Genomic DNA, 21,292 nt, shown 5'->3' on the forward strand with positions numbered 1-21,292 from the left:
TCACAGGGCGCCTTCCGATCTGAGGGCCGTGATCTCGTCGCCTGACAGTCCGAGTTCGGTGAGGACCGTGTCCGTGTCGGCGCCGTGCGGGCGCCCCGCCCAGCGGACCGCGCCCGGGGTGGAGGAGAGCCGGAACAGGACGTTCTGCATGCGCAGGGGACCGAGTTCGGGGTCGGCGACGGTCGTGATCGTGTCCAGCGCCTCGTACTGGGCGTCCTCCATCACATCGGCGACGTCCTGGATCGGGGCCACCGCCGCCTCCGCCTTCTCGAAGGCCTCCAGCACCTCGGCGCGGTCGCGGCGGGCGATCCAGGCGCCCACCGCCTCGTCCAGGACGTCCGTGTGGAGCGCCCGGTCCGCGCCGGTCGCGAACCACGGTTCGTCGATCAGGTCCGGGCGTCCGACCAGCCGCATCACCCGCTCGGCGATCGACTGCGCGGAGGTCGAGACGGCGACCCACGAACCGTCCGCCGTGCGGTAGGTGTTGCGGGGCGCGTTGTTCGCGGAGCGGTTGCCGGTGCGGGGCTGGACGTGGCCGAGCTGGTCGTACCAGAGCGGCTGCGGGCCCAGCACGGTGAGGATCGGCTCGATGATCGCCATGTCGACGACCTGGCCGAGGCCCGAGGTCTCGCGGGCGCGCAGGGCCGTCATCACGGCGTACGCCGTCGTCAGGCCCGCGATCGAGTCGGCCAGGCCGAAAGGGGGCAGGACCGGGGGCGTGTCCGGTTCGCCGGTGATCGCCGCGAAGCCGCTCATGGCCTCCGCGAGCGTGCCGAAGCCGGGGCGGTGCGCGTAGGGGCCGAACTGGCCGAAGGCGGTGACGCGGGCGAGTACGAGCCGGGGATTGGCGGCGGAGAGTTCCTCCCAGCCCAGGTCCCACTTCTCCAGGGTGCCGGGGCGGAAGTTCTCGATGATCACGTCGGCCCGCGCGGCGAGCCGCAGAAGGGTGGCGCGGCCACCGGGTTTCGACAGGTCGAGGGTGATCGTGCGCTTGTTGCGGCCGAGGAGCTTCCACCACAGGCCGATGCCGTCCTTCGAGGGGCCGTGGCCCCGGGACGGGTCGGGCTTGGCCGGGTGCTCGACCTTGACGACCTCGGCGCCGAAGTCGCCGAGCAGGGTGGCGGCGAGCGGGCCGGCGAAGAGGGTGGCGAGGTCGAGGACGCGCAGGCCGGTGAGCGGGCCTGGCCCGGGACGCGCGCTCATGACGTGGACTGCGCGTGGTGTGTGTACGGCGCGGCCTCGGCGTCGATCTCGGAGCGGTACGGCATCGAGGACGTGGCCCCGATCCGCTGTACGGACAGCGCGGCGGCGGCCGACGCCCAGGCGAGGGCCTCCGGCATGGGGCGGCCCTCGGCGAGCGCGACCGCGAGGGTGCCGACGAAGGTGTCGCCCGCGCCGGTCGAGTCCACGGCGTCGACGCGGGGCGCGGGGACCGTGAGGGGGGCGGCGCCCCGGGCCGCGTACAGGCTGCCCGCGGCGCCCAGGGTGACGACGACCTCCGGCACATGGTCGAGCAGCGCGGTGGCCGCCTCACGGGGGTCGGGGGTGCCGGTCAGCGCGGCGGCCTCGTACTCGTTGGGCACCAGCAGGTCGATGGAGGCCAGGAGCTGGGCCGGCAGGGGTTGTGCGGGGGACGGGGTCAGGATGGTGCGGACGCCGTGCCGGCGGGCGGCCTCGGCGCCCGCGACGACGGCGGCGAGCGGGATCTCCAGCTGGAGCAGGAGCGCGTCGGCGGTGGTGATGAGGCCCTCGTCGCCGGGGGCGAGGTGGTCGACGGTGCCGTTGGCGCCGGGGATGACGACGATCGCGTTGCCGCCCTGGTCGTCCACCACGATGTGCGCGGTGCCGGACGGGCCCTCGGTGGTGCGCAGGTGGTCGGTGTCCACGCCGGAGTGCTCCAGGGCGGAGCGGAGCTGGGAGCCGAAGGAGTCGACGCCGACCGCGCCGATCAACGTGACGTCCGCGCCCGCGTGGGCCGCGGCGACGGCCTGGTTGGCGCCCTTGCCGCCGGGGATCGTACGGAACTCCCGTCCCGTCACGGTCTCTCCGCGCTGCGGGGCCCTGGCGACGTACGTGACGAGGTCCATGTTCGTGCTGCCGAGCACGGCGATGTGGGTCATGGGTGACGGGTCTCCCGGTGCGTGAGCTGGGCGAGGGTGTCGAAGCCGATGCCGTTGAAGTCGGTGAGGGAGGTGGCCAGACGGTTCTTGAGCGGGGTGGTCCAGCGCTCCGGCAGGGCGTCGGGGGCGCCGGCGAGCAGGCCCGCGACGCTGCCCGCGGTGGCGCCGTTGGAGTCGGTGTCCCAGCCGCCGGACACCGCGCGGCAGACGGACCCGGTGAAGTCGCCGTCCGCGTGGGTGAGGGCGGCGGCGATCAGGGCGGTGTTGGGGAGGGCGTGGACCCAGTGGTAGTCGCCGTAGGTGGTGTGCAGGACGTCGACGACCTTCTCGAAGTCCACGGTCGAGTGGGCGAGCCGGACGGCGTGGTGGACCGCCTTCGCCAGCCGGGAGGCGGGGGGTACGACGGTCAGGCCGGTGCGCAGGCAGGCGTGGATGTCGCTGCGGCCGGTGGCGGCCTCGGCGACGGTGGCGGCGGTGAACATGGCGGCGTACACACCGTTCGCGGTGTGGGTGAGGGTGGCGTCGCGGTGGGCCTGCGCCGCGGCGGCGGCCGGGTCGCCGGGGTTCGTCCAGCCGTGGACGTCGGCGCGGATGAGGGCGCCGATCCATTCGCGGAAGGGATTGTGGTGGTGGGCCGTGTGCGGGGGCTCGACGCCGGCGAGGAGGTTGCGGTAGGCGACGCGTTCCGCGGTGAAGGTGCGGCCGGCGGGGAGTTCCTCCAGCCAGAGGCGGGCGACGTCCGCGGTGGTGAATCCCCGGCCGTGACGCTGGAGCAACAGGAGGTTGAGGAGGGGGTAGTTGAGGTCGTCGTCCTCGGGCATGCCGTCGATGTTCTCGGCCAGCGAGGTGGACGCCGAGCGCCTGTTCCAGGGGTAGGCGGCGGTCAGCTCCGCGGGCAGGCCGCGAGCGGTGAACCAGGTGTGGAGGGGCCAGTTCCCGGTGGCTTTCGCCAGTGCGCGGATGCCCCGGAGGGGGAGTTTCTCGACGGGTTTGCCCAGCAGACAGCCCACGGCGCGGCCCAGCCAGGCCGCTTCCAGGCGGGGCACGGCGACGGCGGGGGAGGCGCCGGGGGCTTCGGAGGCTTCGGGGGCGGCGGTGGGTGTGCTGCCGTCGCCGGCGGCGGGCGGGTCCGGCTGCCGCGCGGGCCAGTCCGGGCAGCGGGTCATGACGGAGGCCAGTTCCGTCGGTTCGTGATTCGCCAACTCGCCGGGCAGGTCAGCGAGTTCGTCCAGCAGATCCGTCGCGAGGGCCCGCAGGTACGGTGAGGCGGGAGTGGGGGAGGCGCCGGCCCGCAGGGGGGCGGGCGGGCCGCCGGCCGCGTGCCAGCGTGCCGCGATCGTGTCGGACTCGCGGCCGTCCTGGGCGGCCTGGTGGAGCTCGTGCCCGATCAGGTCCTCGGGCTGGACCCAGGTCAGTCGGAGCACGGGATCCCCGCAAGCGCGGTGTACGCCGCCTCGTGGGCGCGCCGGCCGCGTACGTCCCGGTCGAAGATCTCGCGGGTCACCTCCGCGAGGGCCGCGGCCGGGGCGTGCAGATCGAGGCGGCTCGATTCCGCGACCGTCTTGGCCCAGTCGTGCGGGACCTCGGAGCCGAGCGCGCCGGCGAGGGCCCCGGCCATCGTGGCGATCGAGTCGCAGTCGCGCCCGTAGTTCACCGCGCCGAGGACCGCGTGCCGGAAGTCGCCGCCGGAGACCACCAGCATGCCCAGCGCGACGGGGAGTTCCTCGATGGAGTGCAGGCGGGAGGGGCGGCGGGCGCCGAGCGACGGGGCGCGGTAGTCCGGGCCCACCGTGTCGTAGGGGGCCACCGCCTCCCGCAGCGGGCGCAGCGCCGACTCGAAGTCCGAGTGCCGGGCGGCGACTTCGCAGACCGCCTCGATCGCGTCCCGGGTGCCGTCCTTCGCCAGGTCCAGACAGGCCGTGACGACCGAGTCCGGGGTGGCCCCCGGCGCGCAGGCCGCCGCCACTCCCGCCGCCAGCACGCCCGCGGCCTCCCTGCCGTAGGAGGACTGGTGCGCGCCCGCGACGTCCAGCGCCTCGGTGTACGCGCCCGCCGGGTTGGCCGCGTTCACCAGTCCGACCGGTGCCATGTACATCGCGGCGCCGCAGTTGACGATGTTGCCCGTACCGGCCTCCCGGGGGTCCACATGGCCGTAGTGGAGCCGGGCGACCAGCCACTTCTCGGCGAGGAAGATCCGCTGGAGCGGGAGCGCCTCCGACTCCAGTTCCGGGATCCAGCGGGGGGCCGTCATCAGGTCGGGGACGAGGTGTCCGGCGACGGCGTAGGCGTCGAGGTGGTCGCGGACCGTGGTGTACACGCGGATCAGCGCGTGGGTCATCAGGGTGTCGTCGGTGACGTGCCCGTCGCCCTTGTGGTACGGGGCGATGGGGCGGGCGGTGCGCCAGGCGTCGCCGTTCCAGGGGCCGACGACGCCGTGCACGCGGCCGCCGTGCCGTTCGGTGATCTGCTCGGGGGTGTAGCCCTCGACGGGGCCGCCGAGCGCGTCGCCGACCGCGGCTCCGACGAGGGCTGCCGTGATCCGTTCGTCCAGGGTTCCCATTTCTTCTCTTTTGGGCGTCATGCCCGAATCATCCCTCCGGGAGGGCCAGTTCCGTCGCTTCGAGCAGATCGGCGAGTCCGATGAGGTCCGTACCGGTCAGGCGGGGAAGCGCGCAGCCCGAGAGGATCCGGCAGGCGTCGCGCCAGGTGGCCGGGATGGCGGCACCGCCGCCGAGCGCTCCGGTCAGCGCCCCCGCCAGGGCCGGGGCGGAGTCGGCGACGCGGGAGAGACAGGCGGCGGCGGGCACCGCCTCCGCGATCCGGCCGCGCGCCGCGGTCGCGAGAGCCAGGGCGACCGGCACGGTCTCCGCCGCCGCGACGCCGTAGCTGTAGACGTGGTCGACGATCTGGTGCTCCAGGAGGGGGACCAGGGCGAAGGTGCTCTCGCTGTCGCGGGCGAGGCGCAGCGCGTGGCGTGCGTTGCGGCCGATCTCCGTCTCCTTGGGCAGTTCGGCGAGGGCGGCGTCCGCGCAGGCCTCGACATCGGCTCCGGCGAGGGCGAGCGCGAGGGCGGCGGCCATGGCGCGGGCGCCGTGCACGCCGTCTCCGTCCTGGGTGTAGCGGGCGTCGAACTCGGCCAGTTCCGCGGCGAGCGGGGCGTCGCCGGGGTGGGCGATGGCGAGTACGCAGGCGCGGACGCAGGCCGCGTCGTCGAAGTAGTGCGGATTGTCGTGGCCGGTGGCGGGCGGGCGCAGACCGGTGGCGAGGTTGCCGAGCCCGGCCCGTACGGAGATCCGGGCGCGCAGCGGCAGCAGTGCGGACTCGACCTCCGGGGCGCGCTCGGCGGCCGCGGCGACCTCGCTGGCGACGGCGTTCCAGGACAGGTCGATGGACGCCCGCATCCGCCGCGCCCGGCTGAGATCGCCCAGCGCGCCGGCGTCCCCGGCGCGCAGTACGGCCTCGGCCGCGAACGCCGCCCACTCGGCGTCGTCCGAGGGGCCGAGCCGCAGGGGCTCAGGCGGCTGGTTGAGGGCGATGGGCACCGGCAGGGTCGTCGTCGCGTTCTGTTCGGCGAACGTGTCCAGTTCCCTGGTCAGCCGCCGTGTCCACTCGGGCATCCGGGCGGCACGGTGCCGGGCCGCGGGCCAGCCGGCGGCGTCGCCGGCGGCGAGGCCGATCAGGAGGCCCTCGATACGGCGGGGGCGCGGGCCGGGCGCCGGGTCGGCGACGTCCGTGACGAGGACCTCCGGCGCCGAGGCCGCTCCCGCGCCGTTTTCGTCTCCCACGAGGCCGGGTCTCACGGGCGTACCTCCTTGTGGGCGGTGGCGGTGGCGGTGGCGTGGTCGGGGATGGGGGTGTGGCCCGGGGTGAGGGGGCCGTCGGTGGTGAGGGTGCGGCCCGCGGGGAGGGGACGGTCGGTGGCGACGGCGCGCTCCGGGGCGAGGGCGTGGTCGGCGGCGAGGGCAGGGTCGGTGATGAGGGCGCGCGGGCCGGTGGCGGCGCCCGGTTCCGTGTGCGGGGTCGCTCTCGCCGGGTCCGGATCGCGTGCGGGCCGTCGCCGCTCACGTACGGGGAGACCGCCGTCCGGGCCCCGCTCCCGTGCGGTACCCGAACGCCACTTCCGGTCGTCCCCCGGGGTCAGCAGTTCCGCCACGTCCAGCACGTGGTGGCCCTCCATCGAGGGGAGGCAACTGCCGCGCGCCGGGCCGATGGCCGCGGCCCAGGCGGCCGGGATCGCCGAGGCGCCCCGGGTCGCCCCGGCCAGCGCGCCCGCCACCGCGGCCGTGGTGTCGGCGTCGCGGCCCATGTTGACGGCGGTGAGGACGGACTCGGTGAAGTCGCCGTCGGCGGCGGCGTACGCGCCGAAGGCCAGGGCGACGGCTTCGGGGGCCAGGTCCGTCCAGGGGTAGCCGCCGATGACGACCGCCGAGCGCACCGCGCGTTCGCCGCGGTGCGCGACCGCGATCGCGCGGCGCAGCGAGCGGGCGGTCCAGGAGTCGTCCGGGATCACCGCGAGCGCGGAGGCGGCCACGGCGATCGTCGAGGCGCCCGCCATCGCCGCCGCGACACCCGCCGCGACCGCCTGGCCGCCGTAGATGCCCTCGCCGTCGTGGCTCACCGAACCGTCGATCGCCACCAGCCGCGCGGCCTCCGCGGGCCGCCCCGCCGCGAACACGCCGAAGGGGGCCGCGCGCATCGCCAGGCCGTCGCTCCACGCGTGCCGGTGCTGGGCCGAGATGGGGGCCGCCAGTCCACGGCGGAGGTTCTCCAGGGTGCCGCGCTCGCTGAAGCCGGCGCCGCGGAACGGTCCCTCGTCACGGTCGGCGATCCACTGGTGCCAGGCCGACTCGACGTGCGCCACGGTGAGCGCCGAGCCGTGCCGGGCCAGCAGGAGTCCGGAGAAGATCGCGTACTCCGTGTCGTCCGTCCCGGCCGGATGCTCGGCGACGTAGCCCGTGATACGGCCCCACTTCGCGCGGATCTGCGACGGCCGCATGTTCTCGGCGGGCGCGCCCAGCGCGTCCCCGACCGCGAGACCCAGCAGCGCGCCGCGTGCCCGTTCGCGCAGACCGGTGGCGTCCCCGGGCGCCGGGACGGAGGGGATGCAGGCGATGGAAGCCATTCGGTGCCACTCCTCTCAGGGCCCAGAGCCCTTTGGGGATGTGTCCCACGGGAGGAGGCGCGCAGAGCCTCGCGCGACCCCGTATTCACCCGGTCGACATCTGTGCAAAGGCATCCACGGATGAGCGGAGAAGGGTAAAGGTGCAGGTTAGCCCAGCCTTTCCTTGCTGGCGGGCAGGAAATTCCAGGCGTACTTTTGGGGTTGTCGAAAAGTAGAAGTAGTCCAATCACGTGTTCTGGGGGACCGGTATGTCCATCATCGAGACCGAAGCCGCACTGCATGAGGCGCACCGGGACAACCACACCCACCGCGATGTGAACGGCGGCTGGCTGCGCCCGGCGGTGTTCGGCGCGATGGACGGGCTCGTGTCCAACCTCGCCCTGATGACCGGTGTCGCCGGCGGCTCCGTCTCCCACCGGACGATCGTCATCACCGGACTCGTGGGCCTGGCCGCCGGAGCCTTCTCCATGGCCGCCGGCGAGTACACCTCCGTCGCCTCGCAGCGCGAACTCGTCGAGGCCGAACTCGACGTCGAGCGCCGGGAGCTGAGGAAGCACCCGAAGGACGAGGAGCGTGAGCTCGCCGCGCTCTACGAGTCCCGCGGAGTGGAGCCCGCGCTGGCCCGCGAGGTCGCCAGTCAGCTGTCCCGCGACCCCGAGCAGGCCCTGGAGATCCACGCGCGCGAGGAGCTGGGCATAGACCCCGGCGACCTGCCCTCGCCCGCGGTCGCCGCCGTGTCGAGCTTCGGCTCCTTCGCCCTGGGCGCCCTGCTCCCGCTGCTCCCGTACCTCCTCGGCGCGACCGTCCTGTGGCCCGCCCTGCTGCTCGCGCTGATCGGGCTCTTCGCGTGCGGCGCGATCGTGGCCCGGGTGACGGCGCGCTCCTGGTGGTACAGCGGAATCCGGCAGCTCGCGCTCGGGGGTGCCGCGGCGGGTGTGACGTACGTCCTGGGCAGTCTGTTCGGTACCGCCGTAGGATGATGTATGGCGGAGCTATGCAAGGGACTGCATAAGTAGCCGTTACTCGCTGGTTTCGAATACTTAACCACTGGGCATGAGCCGTAAGCGCTGCGGGCAATGAGGCCTGCTCCGCACCACCGTGGCGGGCGACGTCGCCTGCCACGCTCCGGCCCACGGACACCGATCTGTCCGCCTGGGCCCCCTCAACTCCAGCGCCGTGTGCGGTACCCCCCGCCGCGACTCCCGGTGTCCGCATGTTGGAACGCAGTATCCGGTTCCCGGGAACCGCTCCATCATGTAACCTGCACGAAATTTTGCATCCCCCCAGCAGAGGGCCAGAGTCGTCCCTCGGCACATGCTCCCCCAGACGCCTTCGAAGCGCTGGGAGGTGCCCCCAGCCACGACGACGACGGGAGAGCCGATGCGTTCGCCGCGCCAGCCGTCCCAGCACTCCACGAATGGCCAGAACTGGTCCTTCATGGATGCTCGCCCTGCTGCTCAGGGTATGTACGACCCCCGCAACGAACACGACGCCTGTGGCGTCGGCTTCGTGGCCACCCTCACCGGCGAGGCGAGCTACGCGCTGGTCGAGCAGGCGCTCACCGTGCTGCGCAACCTGGAACACCGCGGTGCCACCGGCGCCGAGCCCGACTCGGGCGACGGCGCGGGCATCCTGTCCCAGGTCCCGGACGCGTTCCTCCGTGAGGTGGCCGGATTCGAGCTTCCCGGGGCCGGCGCCTACGCGGTCGGCATCGCCTTCCTGCCCGGCGACGGCACCGAGGACGCCGTCTCACGGATCGAGACGATCGCCGCCGAAGAGAACCTGACCGTTCTCGGCTGGCGCCAGGTGCCCGTAGCCCCCGAACTCCTCGGCGTGACCGCCCGCTCCACGATGCCCGTGTTCCGCCAGATCTTCGTGTCCGACGGCGTCAGCGAGGGCATCGACCTCGACCGCAAGGCGTTCGTGCTGCGCAAGCGCGCCGAACGCGAGGCCGGCGTCTACTTCCCGTCACTCTCCGCGCGCACCATCGTCTACAAGGGCATGCTGACCACCGGCCAGCTCGAACCCTTCTTCCCGGACCTGTCCGACCGCCGCTTCGCCTCCGCGATCGCGCTCGTGCACTCCCGGTTCTCCACCAACACCTTCCCGAGCTGGCCGCTCGCCCACCCCTACCGTTTCGTCGCGCACAACGGCGAGATCAACACGGTCAAGGGCAACCGCAACTGGATGAAGGCCCGCGAGTCCCAGCTGGTCTCCGACCTGTTCGGCGACAAGGGCCTGGAGCGGATCTTCCCCGTCTGCACCCCGGACGCCTCCGACTCGGCCTCCTTCGACGAGGTGCTCGAACTCCTGCACCTCGGCGGCCGCTCGCTCCCGCACTCCGTACTGATGATGATCCCGGAGGCCTGGGAGAACCACGGCTCCATGGACCCGGCCCGGCGCGCCTTCTACCAGTTCCACTCCACGATGATGGAGCCCTGGGACGGCCCGGCCTGCGTCACCTTCACCGACGGCACCCAGGTCGGCGCGGTCCTCGACCGCAACGGTCTGCGACCCGGCCGCTACTGGGTCACCGACGACGGCCTCGTCGTCCTCGGCTCCGAGGTCGGCGTCCTCGACATCGACCCCGCCAAGGTCGTCCGCAAGGGCCGCCTCCAGCCCGGCCGCATGTTCCTCGTGGACACCGCCGAGCACCGCATCATCGAGGACGACGAGATCAAGGCCGGCCTCGCCGCCGACCTGCCCTACGCGGAGTGGCTGGAGGCCGGCGAGATCGAGCTCTCCGACCTCCCCGAGCGCGAGCACATCGTGCACACCCACGCCTCGGTCACCCGCCGCCAGCAGACCTTCGGCTACACCGAGGAGGAGCTGCGGATCATCCTCGCGCCGATGGCCAAGGCCGGCGCCGAGCCGATCGGCTCGATGGGCACGGACACGCCGATCGCCGCCCTCTCGCAGCGCCCGCGTCTCCTCTTCGACTACTTCACCCAGCTCTTCGCGCAGGTCACCAACCCGCCGCTGGACGCGATCCGTGAGGAGCTCGTCACCTCGCTGCGCTCCTCGCTCGGCCCGGCGGGCAACCTCCTGGAGCCGACCGCGGCCTCCTGTCGCAGCGTCACCCTGCCCTTCCCGGTGATCGACAACGACGAGCTGGCCAAGCTCATCCACATCAACGCCGACGGCGACATGCCCGGCATGAAGGCCGCCACACTGTCGGGCCTCTACCGCGTCTCCGGCGGCGCGGACTCGCTGGCCGCACGGATCGAGGAGATCTGCTCCGAGGCCGACGCCGCCATAGACAACGGCGCCCGCCTGATCGTGCTCTCGGACCGGCACTCGGACGCCGAGCACGCCCCGATCCCCTCGCTGCTGCTGACCGCGGCCGTCCACCACCACCTCATCCGCACCAAGCAGCGCACCCAGGTGGGCCTGCTGGTCGAGGCCGGCGACGTCCGCGAGGTCCACCACGTGGCCCTCCTCATCGGCTTCGGCGCCGCCGCGGTCAACCCGTACCTGGCGATGGAATCGGTCGAGGACCTGGTCCGCGCCGGCACCTTCCTGCAGGGCATCGAGGCCGAGCAGGCCATCCGCAACCTGATCTACGCGCTCGGCAAGGGCGTCCTCAAGGTCATGTCCAAGATGGGCATCTCCACCGTCGCCTCCTACCGCGGCGCGCAGGTCTTCGAGGCCGTCGGCCTGGACACCGAGTTCGTCGGCCGCTACTTCAGCGGCACCGCGACGAAGATCGGCGGCGCCGGTCTCGACGTCATCGCCAAGGAGGTCGCCGCCCGGCACGCCAAGGCCTACCCGGCCTCCGGCATCGCCCCCGCGCACCGCGCCCTCGACATAGGCGGCGAGTACCAGTGGCGCCGCGAGGGCGAACCGCACCTGTTCGACCCGGAGACGGTCTTCCGCCTCCAGCACTCGACGCGCTCCGGCAGCTACGACATCTTCAAGAAGTACACGGACCGGGTGAACGAGCAGTCCGAGCGCCTGATGACGCTCCGCGGCCTGTTCGGCTTCGCCTCCGACCGCCCGTCGATCCCGGTCGACGAGGTCGAGCCGGTCAGCGAGATCGTCAAGCGTTTCTCCACCGGCGCCATGTCGTACGGCTCCATCTCCAAGGAGGCGCACGAGACCCTCGCCATCGCCATGAACCAGCTGGGCGGCAAGTCCAACACCGGTGAGGGCGGCGAGGACGCGGACCGGCTGTACGACCCGGCGCGCCGTTCCTCCATCAAGCAGGTCGCCTCCGGCCGCTTCGGTGTGACCTCGGAGTACCTGGTCAACGCCGACGACATCCAGATCAAGATGGCGCAGGGCGCGAAGCCCGGCGAGGGCGGCCAGCTGCCCGGCCACAAGGTGTACCCCTGGGTCGCCAAGACCCGGCACAGCACCCCCGGCGTGGGCCTGATCTCCCCGCCGCCGCACCACGACATCTACTCCATCGAGGACCTGGCCCAGCTGATCCACGACCTGAAGAACGCCAACCCGCAGGCCCGCATCCACGTGAAGCTGGTCTCCGAGGTCGGCGTCGGCACGGTCGCCGCGGGTGTCTCCAAGGCACACGCGGACGTGGTGCTCATCTCCGGCCACGACGGCGGCACCGGCGCCTCCCCGCTCACCTCGCTCAAGCACGCGGGCGGCCCCTGGGAGCTGGGCCTCGCCGAGACCCAGCAGACCCTGCTGCTCAACGGCCTGCGCGACCGGATCGTCGTCCAGACCGACGGCCAGCTGAAGACCGGCCGCGACGTGGTCATCGCCGCGCTGCTCGGCGCCGAGGAGTTCGGTTTCGCGACCGCGCCGCTCGTCGTCTCCGGCTGCGTCATGATGCGCGTCTGTCACCTGGACACCTGCCCGGTCGGCATCGCCACCCAGAACCCGGTGCTGCGCGAGCGGTTCGCCGGCAAGGCCGAGTACATCGTGAACTTCTTCAAGTTCATCGCCGAGGAGGTCCGCGAGATCCTCGCCGAGCTGGGCTTCCGCACCATCGAGGAGGCCGTCGGCCACGCCGAGCACCTCGACGTCACCCGGGCCGTCGACCACTGGAAGGCGCAGGGCCTCGACCTGTCCCCGCTCTTCCACGTGCCCGAACTGCCCGAGGGCGCGGTGCGCCACCGGGTCGTCGCACAGGACCACGGCCTGGAGAAGGCCCTCGACAACGAGCTGATCAAGCTCGCCTCCGACGCGCTGGCCGCGAACTCCCAGGCCGACGCCCAGCCGGTCCGCGCCCAGGTCGCGATCCGCAACATCAACCGCACGGTCGGCACCATGCTCGGCCACGAGGTGACGAAGAAGTTCGGCGGCGCGGGCCTGCCCGACGACACCATCGACATCACCTTCACGGGTTCGGCGGGCCAGTCCTTCGGCGCCTTCCTGCCGCGCGGTGTCACGCTGCGCCTGGAGGGCGACGCCAACGACTACGTCGGCAAGGGCCTCTCCGGCGGCCGGGTAGTCGTCCGCCCCGACCGGGGCGCCGACCACCTCGCCGAGTACTCGACGATCGCGGGCAACACCATCGCGTACGGCGCGACCGGCGGCGAACTCTTCCTGCGCGGCCGCACCGGCGAGCGCTTCTGCGTCCGCAACTCCGGCGCGACCGTGGTCTCCGAGGGCGTGGGCGACCACGGCTGCGAGTACATGACCGGCGGCCACGCCGTCGTCCTCGGCGAGACGGGACGCAACTTCGCGGCCGGCATGTCCGGCGGCATCGCGTACGTCGTCGACCTCGACCGCGACAACGTCAACCCCGGCAACGTGGGCGCCGTCGAGGAGCTCGACGACACCGACAAGCAGTGGCTGCACGCCGTGGTGCGCCGCCACCAGGAGGAGACCGGTTCGACGGTCGCCGGGAAGCTCCTGGCCGAGTGGGACACCCCCCAGGGAGGCGTCCACCGCTTCAGCAAGATCATCCCCAGCACGTACAAGGCAGTGCTCGCCGCCAAGGACGCCGCCGAGCGAGCCGGACTCCCCGAGTCCGAGATCACCGAGAAGATGATGGAGGCGGCGACCAATGGCTGATCCCAAGGGCTTTCTGAACCACGGCCGCGAGGTCGCCAGGACCCGCCCCGTCGACGAACGCGTCAAGGACTGGAACGAGGTCTACGTTCCGGGCTCGCTGCTCCCGATCATCTCCAAGCAGGCCGGCCGCTGCATGGACTGCGGCATCCCGTTCTGCCACAACGGCTGTCCGCTGGGGAACCTGATCCCCGAGTGGAACGACTACGCCTACCGCGAGGACTGGCAGGCCGCGTCCGAGCGTCTGCACGCCACGAACAACTTCCCGGAGTTCACGGGCCGGCTGTGCCCCGCCCCGTGCGAGTCGGCGTGTGTGCTCGGCATCAACCAGCCCGCCGTGACCATCAAGAACGTCGAGGTCTCGATCATCGACAAGGCGTGGGACAGCGGGTCCGTCGCCCCGCAGATCCCCCAGCGCCTGTCGGGCAAGACCGTCGCGGTCATCGGATCGGGCCCCGCGGGCCTGGCCGCCGCCCAGCAGCTGACCCGGGCCGGCCACACGGTCGCCGTCTACGAGCGCGCGGACCGCGTCGGCGGCCTGCTGCGCTACGGCATCCCCGAGTTCAAGATGGAGAAGCGGCACATCAACCGCCGTATCGAGCAGATGCGCGCGGAGGGCACCCGTTTCCGTACGGGCATCGAGATCGGCCGCGACCTCAAGGCGACCGACCTGCGCAAGCGGTACGACGCGGTGGTCATCGCCGCCGGTGCCACGACCGCGCGGGACCTGCCGGTGCCCGGCCGCGAACTCAACGGCATCCACCAGGCCATGGAGTACCTGCCGCTGTCCAACAAGGTCCAGGAGGGCGACTACGTGACGCCCCCGATCACGGCCGAGGGCAAGCACGTGGTGGTCATCGGCGGCGGCGACACGGGCGCGGACTGCGTGGGCACCGCCCACCGCCAGGGCGCGGCCTCGGTCACGCAGCTGGAGATCATGCCCCGTCCGGGCGAGGAGCGGAACCCCGGCCAGCCCTGGCCGACGTTCCCCATGCTCTACAAGGTCACCTCCGCGCACGAGGAGGGCGGCGACCGCGTCTACTCGGTCTCCACCACCCACTTCGAGGGCGACGAGGACGGCAACGTCCAGTGGCTGCACCTCAGCGAGGTCGAGTTCGTCGACGGCAGGCTGAACCAGAAGCCCGGCACGGAGCGCAAGATCCCCGCCCAGCTGGTCACCCTGGCGATGGGCTTCACCGGCACCGACGTCGAGAACGGCGTCGTCGCCCAGTTCGGCCTGGAACTCGACGCACGCGGCAACATCGCCCGCGACGCCGACTTCGCGACCAACGTGCCGGGCGTGTACGTTGCCGGTGACGCGGGCCGCGGCCAGTCCCTGATCGTGTGGGCCATCGCGGAGGGCCGCTCGGCCGCCCGCGGGGTCGACCGTTTCCTGGCGGGGGCCAGCGAGCTGCCGGCCCCGATCCGCCCCACGGACCGTTCCCTGATGGTCTGACGCTCCACCCCAACAGACGTCCCGTACAAAGGCGTACGGAACTGAACGCGGCGCCTGCCTTGTCCCCGACCGGACTGTGGTGGGCGCCGTGGTGCGTCCCGGCTCGACCGGCGTGACGTGGGCGCCGTGGCGCGTCCCGGAGTGTGGTGGGCGCCGTCCTGCCCGCCGCCCGGACCGGCTACCGCGCCACCCGGTACGTCTCCCCGTACACCTTCCACTCCAGCGGCGTGTCCAGACCGAGGTTGCCGTCGTACAGGAACCTCCGCTGGGCCGTGTCGATGCGGGACGTGTCGTGGTGGGCGCTCTCGGACTTCATGGCGGCGCGGCGGATGTCCAGGAAGATGTCGAGGTAGGCCGTCTCGGAGCCACCCTCGGCCGGGGTGTCGGCCTCGGCCATGGCGCGTCGGCGCAGCCCGTAGAAGCCGTCGGGACCGGTGCCCGGGCCGTGCATGACCATGGCGTCGTAGTAGACGAACTGCCCGAGCGTGCCCAGGCCGTCCAGCTCGGCGCGACGCACCACCGGGTCGAAGTAGACCTCGTCGCGCTCGGTGTCCTGGGCCTCCCGGAAGGCGGCCACCGCGGCCTCCTCGCGCCAGGCCGCGGGGAAACCCGGGTCGAGCCCCTCGTGGGAGTCGGTGCCGTCGACCCTGCGCAGCGCGGGCAGATAGCGGGCGAGGCCGTTGTCCGGGTGGTCCTTCGTGTAACGCTCGACCAGCGAGAGCAGGTCGTGGGTGCCGGTGCAGAAACCGATGAGACCCGCCGTGTAACCCTGCCCGTCGCCGATGTCCTCGATGTAGCCGTACGCGCTGCGCCAGTCCAGCGTGGAGTTCTCGGCGCTCGCCACGATCTTCTGGGCGAGCTCCTTCTTGTCCGGCGCGGCGAGTCCGGCGCCTCCCGGCCGTCCGGCGCCCTGCCGGACCGCGGACCCGGCCGCCTCCGAGCCCGCGGACCCGGGCACGAAGAAGCAGACCGCCGCCGCGGCCAGGGCAAGGACCGCGAGCAGAAGGAGACGTACGCGTTTCATGCCCCCAGCGTAGAACCGGCGCGGGCGCACCCGGCCCGGTGCCGCGACAGGCGGTGTGCGCCCCGTCGCGTCGCTAGGCCGCTCCGTTCCTCAGTGCGGAGACCTTTCCGGCGGCCAGTACCACCAGCAGCACCAACAGCCCGGCGCACACGGCGCCTTGGACGAGGGCCCGGCGGCCGTCACGGGGTGCGTACGCGTAGGCGAGAGTCACCGCGACACCGGTCAGCAGCCCGCCGAGGTGGCTCTCCCAGGAGGTGTACGCGGCGGAGATCACCAGCCAGAGCAGCAGGCCCGCCAGGAGTCGGTTGACGGCGTTCATGTCCGCGCCCAGGCGACGGGCCATGACGTAGTACGCGGCACCCAGTCCGAAGACCGCGCCCGACGCGCCGAGCGTGGCCTCGTCCGGCGCGAGCAGCAGCACCAGCACGGAACCGCCGAGCGCCGACAGCAGGTACAGGGCGATGTAACGGACCCTGCCGAGCTGGGCCTCCACCACCCGGCCCAGGTTCCACAGCGAGACCATGTTCATCACGATGTGCAGGATCCCGAACGTGCCCTCGGTGGGCGGCAGATGGAGGAACGCGCCGGTCAGCATCCGGTACCACTCCCCGTCGACCACGCCTTCCGGGTGGAAGTCCGCGAAGTGGTGTGCCGCCCAGAGGTAGTGCCCGCCGTCCGGTCCCGCCAGCCCCGCGCCCAGCATCTGGAAACGGTCCACGATCGCCGGGCGCACCACTTCGCCCAGGTAGGCCAGCACGTTCAGCGCGATCAGGACGTACGTCACCACGGGCGTCGTCGAGATCCGGCCGCCGAACGCCGTGCGGGCCTGCCGGACGGACCGGGAGCCCTCCTTCACGCACTCCACGCACTGGTGGCCGACGGCCGCCTCGCGCATGCAGGCGGGGCAGATGTAACGGTCGCACCGGGTGCAGCGCACATGCGACTCCACCTTGGGGTGGCGGTAGCAGGTGGTGACGGCGGGCTCGACGGGGCCGTCCTGCTCGACGGGTCCGGTGGACTGGGGGGACTCGGATTCCACGGCCGGCTCCTTGGCGGTACGGACATGCGGAGGGGAACGGTGAGCCGGTGGGGTCGGCGGCGAACAAAATAGCGAACACAGGTGTACGGGCGGGACGGCAGGGGGCTGTCTTGGTGCCGTAATCTCGGCACTCCCGCCCAGCTCATCGCGCCGGAGCCGCGCCGAAGCCGTACCGGCGCCGTACCGAGGCCGGGTGCGAGCCGTGCCGAGGCCACGCCGAAGCAGTACCGAAGGGAGCCCGTATGCCCGGGATCAGTCTCAGCAAGGTGGAGGAGACCGCGCCCGCGCTGGTCAGCCTGTACAAGACCGCCGGCGCCTCCCTCGCCCGGCACGGGCTGGACGGGCAACGGGCCGCGGTGTACCTGGTGGTCGACTACTCCGGGTCGATGAAGCCGTACTACGCCGACGGCAGCGTGCAGGCGCTCGCGGACCGGGTGCTCGGGCTGTCGGCGCACCTCGACGACGACGGCACCGTTCCGGTGGTCTTCTTCTCCACGGACATCGACGCGGTCACCGACATCGCGCTCGGCGACCACCAGGGGCGGGTGGAGCGGATCGTGGCCGGGCTCGGGCACATGGGCAGGACCAGTTACCACCTGGCCATGGACGCGGTCATCGACCACTACCTCGACAGCGGCTCCAAGGATCCCGCGCTCGTGGTCTTCCAGACGGACGGCGGGCCGGTCAACAAGCTCGCCGCCGAACGGTACTTGTGCAAGGCGGCCGGGCTTCCGCTGTTCTGGCAGTTCATAGGGTTCGGCGACCCGGACAGCAAGCAGTTCGACTTCCTGCGCAGGCTCGACGAGTTGGCCGTCCCGCAGAAGCGGGTGGTCGACAACGCCGGTTTCTTCCACGCCGGTTCGGATCCCCTGGAACTGGGCGACGAGGAGCTCTACGACCGGATCGTCGGTGAGTTCCCGCACTGGCTGGCGGCGGCGCGGGCCCGCGGGATCGTGCGGTGAGCGTGCGGCTGCTGGCCGCCGCCGAGCGGGTCGCGGTGCCCTGGAAGAACGGCGGCGGGGTGACGCGGGAGATCGCCGCGGGGCCCGAGGGCGCCGGCATGGACGACTTCCGGTGGCGGGTGAGCCTCGCCGACGTCGGCGCCGACGGCCCGTTCTCGTCGTTCGCCGGAGTGGACCGCACCCTGACGATGGCCGAGGGCGCGGGCATGGACCTGACCATCGGCGGCGAACACCACCGGGTCGACAGGCCCTTCGTGCCCCGGTCCTTCCCCGGCGACCTGCCCACCGACTGCCGGCTGCTCGGGGGCCCGGTCGTGAACCTGAACGTCATGTGGCGCAGGGACGGCGCGGCTGCCCCTGACGTCGTGATCGCGGGTGGTGGTACGGCCGTCACCGTGCCGGCGGGCCCGGAGGTGCTGGTCGTCGCGCTCGACGGCACCGCGGAGGTCGCCGGGCTGACCCTCGGCCGCTATGACGCCGCGCTGCTGAACGCCGAGGACGCCGTACTGCGCGCGACCGGCCGCACCGCCGTCGTCCGGCTCGCGGCACGGGCCCGGCTCGCCGCACCGGCCGACCTGTGACACCTCGTCGGCCGCGAGATCAGGCGTGCGCGGCGCGAGCGTCGAGGACGGCGGCACGGCACTCGGCCGGGCCGCCCCAGGCGGTGCGCAGGGCGTGGGCCCTGGCCAGCCACAGCGACAGGTCGTACTCGGCGGTGTAGCCGATCGCGCCGTGCAGCTGGAGCGCGGCGCGCGCGGTGGCGTACGCCGCCTCGCAGGCGGTGACCTTGGCGGCGGCGACATCGGCGGGAGCCATGGTCAGAGCGGCTCCGAAGAGCAGCGGGCGCGCGAAGTCCAGGGCGGTCCTCGCGTCGGCGAGCCGGTGCTTGACGGCCTGGAAGGAGCCGATGGGGACACCGAACTGGGTGCGGCGCCCGACATGGGCGACCGTGCGGTCGAGGAGCGCGAGACCGACACCGAGGGCCTGGGCGGCGGTGGCGAGCCGGGCCCAGGTGAGGGCGTGCTCCACGGGAGGCGCGAGCGCCAGGAGTTCGCCGCCTGCCGTCAGCGGGGTGAGACGGCGGGCGGGGTCCAGACAGCCGCGTACCGGGCCGTGGCCGGGGGCCAGACGCAGTTCGCGGGCCGTCAGGGCGAGGCGGACGGTCGCCGAGTCGCCGTCCGGCGCGTACGAGCCGTCGAGGGCCAGGGTCGCCGACGCCTCGCCCGAGAGCAGCGCCGGAAGCAGCCGCCCGGCGGGGCCGGGGTCCGTCAGCTCCGCCAGCAGGGCGGCCGCCGCGACCGTCTCCGCCAGCGGGCCCGGCACCGCGTGCCGCCCCAGCTCGACGAAGCCCACCGCCAGTTCCACCGGGAGCGGGCCCAGCCCTCCTTGCGAGGCCGGCACCGCCAGCGCGAACACGCCCGCCCCGGCGACACGGGACCACAGCGCACGGCCGCTGTCGTACGTGCCCCGGCTCCAGTCCCGTACGACCGACGGCGTGTCCGCGGCCGTCAGCATCGCGTCGAGGGAGCCGGCGAACGCGCGCTGTTCGGTGTCGAGGAGGAAGCGCATCAGCGGCGGCCCTTCGGGAGGCCGAGCAGGCGCTCGGCGACGATGTCGCGCTGGATCTCGTTGGTGCCCGCGTAGATGGGGCCGGCGAGGGAGAACACGTACCCCTCGGACCAGTCCGTGTCCGCCGTACCGCCCTCCTGGCCGAGGAGATCGAGCGCCGTCTCGTGCAGCGCGATGTCGTACTCGGACCAGAAGACCTTGTTCAGGCTGGCCTCCGCGCCGATGGTGTCGCCGTCGAGGATGCGGGAGGCATGGGCGTAGGCGAAGAGCTGGTAGGCGCGGGCGCCGATCAGCGCGTCCGCCACCCGGGCCGCGGCCCACGCCGGGCTGTCCCGGCTCCGCCACAGGGCGAACAGCCGGTCCGCGGCGGCCAGGAAGCGGCCCGGGGAGCGGAGTCGCAACCCGCGTTCGTCACCGGTCGCCGACATGGCGATCCGCCAGCCCTGGCCCGGCTCGCCGATCACGTCCTCGTCGGGGACGAAGACCTCGTCCAGGAAGATCTCGGCGAAGGCCGGCTTGCCGTCGAGGCGGCCGATCGGGCGGACGGTGACGCCGGGGGCCCGCAGGCCGAACATCAGATAGGTCAGCCCCTGGTGGGGTTTCGGTGTGCCGGGGTCGCTGCGGAACAGTCCGAACGCGCGATCGGCGAAGGCGGCACGCGACGACCAGGTCTTCTGGCCGCTCAGCAGCCAGCCCCCGTCGGCGCGCACCGCGCGGGAGGTGAGGGAGGCCAGGTCGGACCCGGCGTCCGGTTCGGACCAGGCCTGTGCCCAGACGACCTCGCCGGTGGCCATGGAGGGCAGCACGCGGGCGCGCTGCCGCGGCGTGCCGTGTTCGAAGAGGGTGGGCGCCAGCAGGTTGATGCCGTTCTGGGTGACGCGGCCAGGCGCGCCCGCCGCGTAGTACTCCTCCTCGAACACCAGCCAGCGCACGATGTCCGCGTCCCGGCCCCCGTACGCCGCCGGCCAGGACACCACCGACCAGCGGTCCGCGGCGAGTTCGGCCTCCCACGCGCGGTGGGCGGCGAAACCCTCCTCGGTCTCCAGGGAGGGGAGCGGGGCGTCCGGCACATGGGCGCCGAGCCAGGCCCGGACCTCGGCGCGGAACGCCTCGTCGGCGGGGGAGTGCGTGAGATCCATCGACGGCACCTCTCGGCGGCGAGCTTCCCTAACAAGTGTTTGGTAGGTTAACTTGGGAGTATGAGCGACGTCGAGACTCCCGCCCATGAACCGGCCTGCGAACCGGCCTACGAACCGGGGCACGGGCTGCTGAAGGGGCGCACCGCCGTCGTCACGGCCGCCGCGGGCACGGGCATCGGCGGGGCCACGGCGCGCAGGTTCCTGGAGGAGGGCGCGCGGGTGATCATCAGTGACGCGCACATCCGCCGTCTCAAGGAGAGCGAGGAAGCCCTGGCCGCCGAGTTCGGCGCCGGGAACGTCTGCGCGCTGCCCTGCGACGTGACGAACGACGAACAGGTCGAGGCCCTGTTCGCGCGGGCCGGCGACCTCCACGGCGGACTCGACGTCGTCGTCAACAACGCCGGACTCGGCGGCACCTCGGACCTCGCCGACATGACCGACGCGCAGTGGTCGAAGGTCCTCGACGTGACCCTGGGCGGCACCTTCCGCTGCACCCGCGCCGCACTGCGGCGCTTCAGGGAGCGGACCGGCGGCGGCGTGATAGTGAACAACGCCTCCGTCGTCGGCTGGCGCGCCCAGGCGGGCCAGGCGCACTACGCCGCCGCCAAAGCCGGCGTCATGGCGCTCACCCGCTGCGCGGCGATCGAGGCCGCCGCCTACGGGGTCCGGGTCAACGCGGTGTCCCCCAGCCTCGCCATGCACCCGCACCTGGCGAAGGTGACCACCCCCGCACTGCTGGAGGAACTGACGGGCCGTGAGGCCTTCGGCCGTTACGCGCAACCCTGGGAGGTGGCCAACGTGATCGTGTTCCTGGCGTCCGGCTACTCCTCGTACATGACCGGTGAGGTCGTCGCCGTCAGCAGCCAGCATGCCTAGCACCAC

At 72.6% G+C, this 21,292-nt stretch carries 16 protein-coding genes; 6 read left to right on the forward strand and 10 right to left on the reverse strand.

The window, feature by feature from the left end; translation table 11 throughout:
- From GFH48_RS29345 to GFH48_RS29370, 6 genes are all read right to left on the reverse strand, one after another.
- Complete coding sequence (locus tag GFH48_RS29345; RefSeq protein ID WP_153291115.1) at positions 1-1,203, reverse strand: CaiB/BaiF CoA transferase family protein; 1,203 nt, start codon at positions 1,201-1,203, stop codon at positions 1-3.
- Positions 1,200-2,120, reverse strand: coding sequence for a ribokinase (rbsK, locus tag GFH48_RS29350; RefSeq protein ID WP_153291116.1), 921 nt, complete (start codon positions 2,118-2,120; stop codon positions 1,200-1,202). The genes GFH48_RS29345 and rbsK overlap by 4 nt, the downstream gene beginning before the upstream one ends.
- On the reverse strand, positions 2,117-3,544 hold the full coding sequence (locus tag GFH48_RS29355; protein ID WP_153291117.1) for an ADP-ribosylglycohydrolase family protein: 1,428 nt from the start codon (positions 3,542-3,544) through the stop codon (positions 2,117-2,119). Before GFH48_RS29355 ends, rbsK begins: the two co-directional genes overlap by 4 nt.
- The gene (locus GFH48_RS29360; RefSeq protein ID WP_153291118.1) at positions 3,532-4,701 is read right to left on the reverse strand and encodes an ADP-ribosylglycohydrolase family protein; all 1,170 of its coding nucleotides are present in this window, start codon (positions 4,699-4,701) and stop codon (positions 3,532-3,534) included. Before GFH48_RS29360 ends, GFH48_RS29355 begins: the two co-directional genes overlap by 13 nt.
- 7 nt (positions 4,702-4,708) lie before the next feature.
- Positions 4,709-5,812, reverse strand: a complete 1,104-nt coding sequence (locus GFH48_RS29365; protein ID WP_153293171.1) for an ADP-ribosylglycohydrolase family protein — start codon at positions 5,810-5,812, stop codon at positions 4,709-4,711.
- 104 nt (positions 5,813-5,916) lie between these two features.
- Complete coding sequence (locus GFH48_RS29370; protein WP_228121018.1) at positions 5,917-7,242, reverse strand: ADP-ribosylglycohydrolase family protein; 1,326 nt, start codon at positions 7,240-7,242, stop codon at positions 5,917-5,919.
- A gap of 248 nt (positions 7,243-7,490) precedes the next feature.
- On the opposite strand from GFH48_RS29370, the gene GFH48_RS29375 reads away from it, so the two are divergent.
- The 3 genes from GFH48_RS29375 to GFH48_RS29385 all read left to right on the forward strand — a co-directional run bounded on the left by GFH48_RS29375 (position 7,491) and on the right by GFH48_RS29385 (position 14,677).
- Positions 7,491-8,222: a VIT1/CCC1 transporter family protein gene (locus GFH48_RS29375; protein WP_153291119.1), complete on the forward strand. Its 732-nt coding sequence runs from the start codon at positions 7,491-7,493 to the stop codon at positions 8,220-8,222.
- Between the two features lie 484 nt (positions 8,223-8,706).
- On the forward strand, positions 8,707-13,224 hold the full coding sequence (gene gltB / locus GFH48_RS29380) for a glutamate synthase large subunit (RefSeq protein ID WP_456114892.1): 4,518 nt from the start codon (positions 8,707-8,709) through the stop codon (positions 13,222-13,224).
- Positions 13,217-14,677, forward strand: coding sequence for a glutamate synthase subunit beta (locus tag GFH48_RS29385; RefSeq protein ID WP_153291121.1), 1,461 nt, complete (start codon positions 13,217-13,219; stop codon positions 14,675-14,677). Before gltB ends, GFH48_RS29385 begins: the two co-directional genes overlap by 8 nt.
- Before the next feature lie 178 nt (positions 14,678-14,855).
- Here the strand turns inward: GFH48_RS29385 and GFH48_RS29390 are convergent, their stop codons facing one another.
- Together GFH48_RS29390 and GFH48_RS29395 are read right to left on the reverse strand one after the other, a co-directional pair.
- Positions 14,856-15,701 (reverse strand): chitosanase, encoded by an 846-nt coding sequence (locus GFH48_RS29390; protein WP_153291122.1) that lies wholly within the window; start codon positions 15,699-15,701, stop codon positions 14,856-14,858.
- A 73-nt stretch (positions 15,702-15,774) separates the two neighbouring features.
- Positions 15,775-16,740 carry a rhomboid family intramembrane serine protease gene (locus GFH48_RS29395; protein ID WP_153291123.1) on the reverse strand — a complete coding sequence of 322 codons (966 nt, stop codon included), beginning with the start codon at positions 16,738-16,740 and terminating at the stop codon, positions 15,775-15,777.
- A gap of 242 nt (positions 16,741-16,982) precedes the next feature.
- Here GFH48_RS29395 and GFH48_RS29400 point away from each other — a divergent pair, with 242 nt between their 5' ends.
- Complete coding sequence (locus GFH48_RS29400; protein ID WP_153291124.1) at positions 16,983-17,702, forward strand: vWA domain-containing protein; 720 nt, start codon at positions 16,983-16,985, stop codon at positions 17,700-17,702.
- Positions 17,699-18,283 carry a HutD/Ves family protein gene (locus tag GFH48_RS29405; RefSeq protein ID WP_153291125.1) on the forward strand — a complete coding sequence of 195 codons (585 nt, stop codon included), beginning with the start codon at positions 17,699-17,701 and terminating at the stop codon, positions 18,281-18,283. The genes GFH48_RS29400 and GFH48_RS29405 overlap by 4 nt, the downstream gene beginning before the upstream one ends.
- A 19-nt stretch (positions 18,284-18,302) precedes the next feature.
- On the opposite strand, the gene GFH48_RS29410 is transcribed toward GFH48_RS29405, so the two are convergent.
- Together GFH48_RS29410 and GFH48_RS29415 are read right to left on the reverse strand one after the other, a co-directional pair.
- A complete protein-coding gene (locus GFH48_RS29410) occupies positions 18,303-19,271 on the reverse strand; it encodes an acyl-CoA dehydrogenase family protein (RefSeq protein WP_153291126.1) in 969 nt (322 codons plus the stop codon).
- Positions 19,271-20,410 carry an acyl-CoA dehydrogenase family protein gene (locus GFH48_RS29415; RefSeq protein ID WP_153291127.1) on the reverse strand — a complete coding sequence of 380 codons (1,140 nt, stop codon included), beginning with the start codon at positions 20,408-20,410 and terminating at the stop codon, positions 19,271-19,273. Before GFH48_RS29415 ends, GFH48_RS29410 begins: the two co-directional genes overlap by 1 nt.
- Before the next feature lie 60 nt (positions 20,411-20,470).
- Between GFH48_RS29415 and GFH48_RS29420 the strand changes: the two genes are divergently transcribed.
- On the forward strand, positions 20,471-21,286 hold the full coding sequence (locus tag GFH48_RS29420) for an SDR family oxidoreductase (protein ID WP_153291128.1): 816 nt from the start codon (positions 20,471-20,473) through the stop codon (positions 21,284-21,286).
- The last annotated feature ends 6 nt before the right edge of the window (positions 21,287-21,292 follow it).

The organism is Streptomyces fagopyri (assembly GCF_009498275.1).
Classification (GTDB): Bacteria; Actinomycetota; Actinomycetes; order Streptomycetales; family Streptomycetaceae; genus Streptomyces; species Streptomyces fagopyri.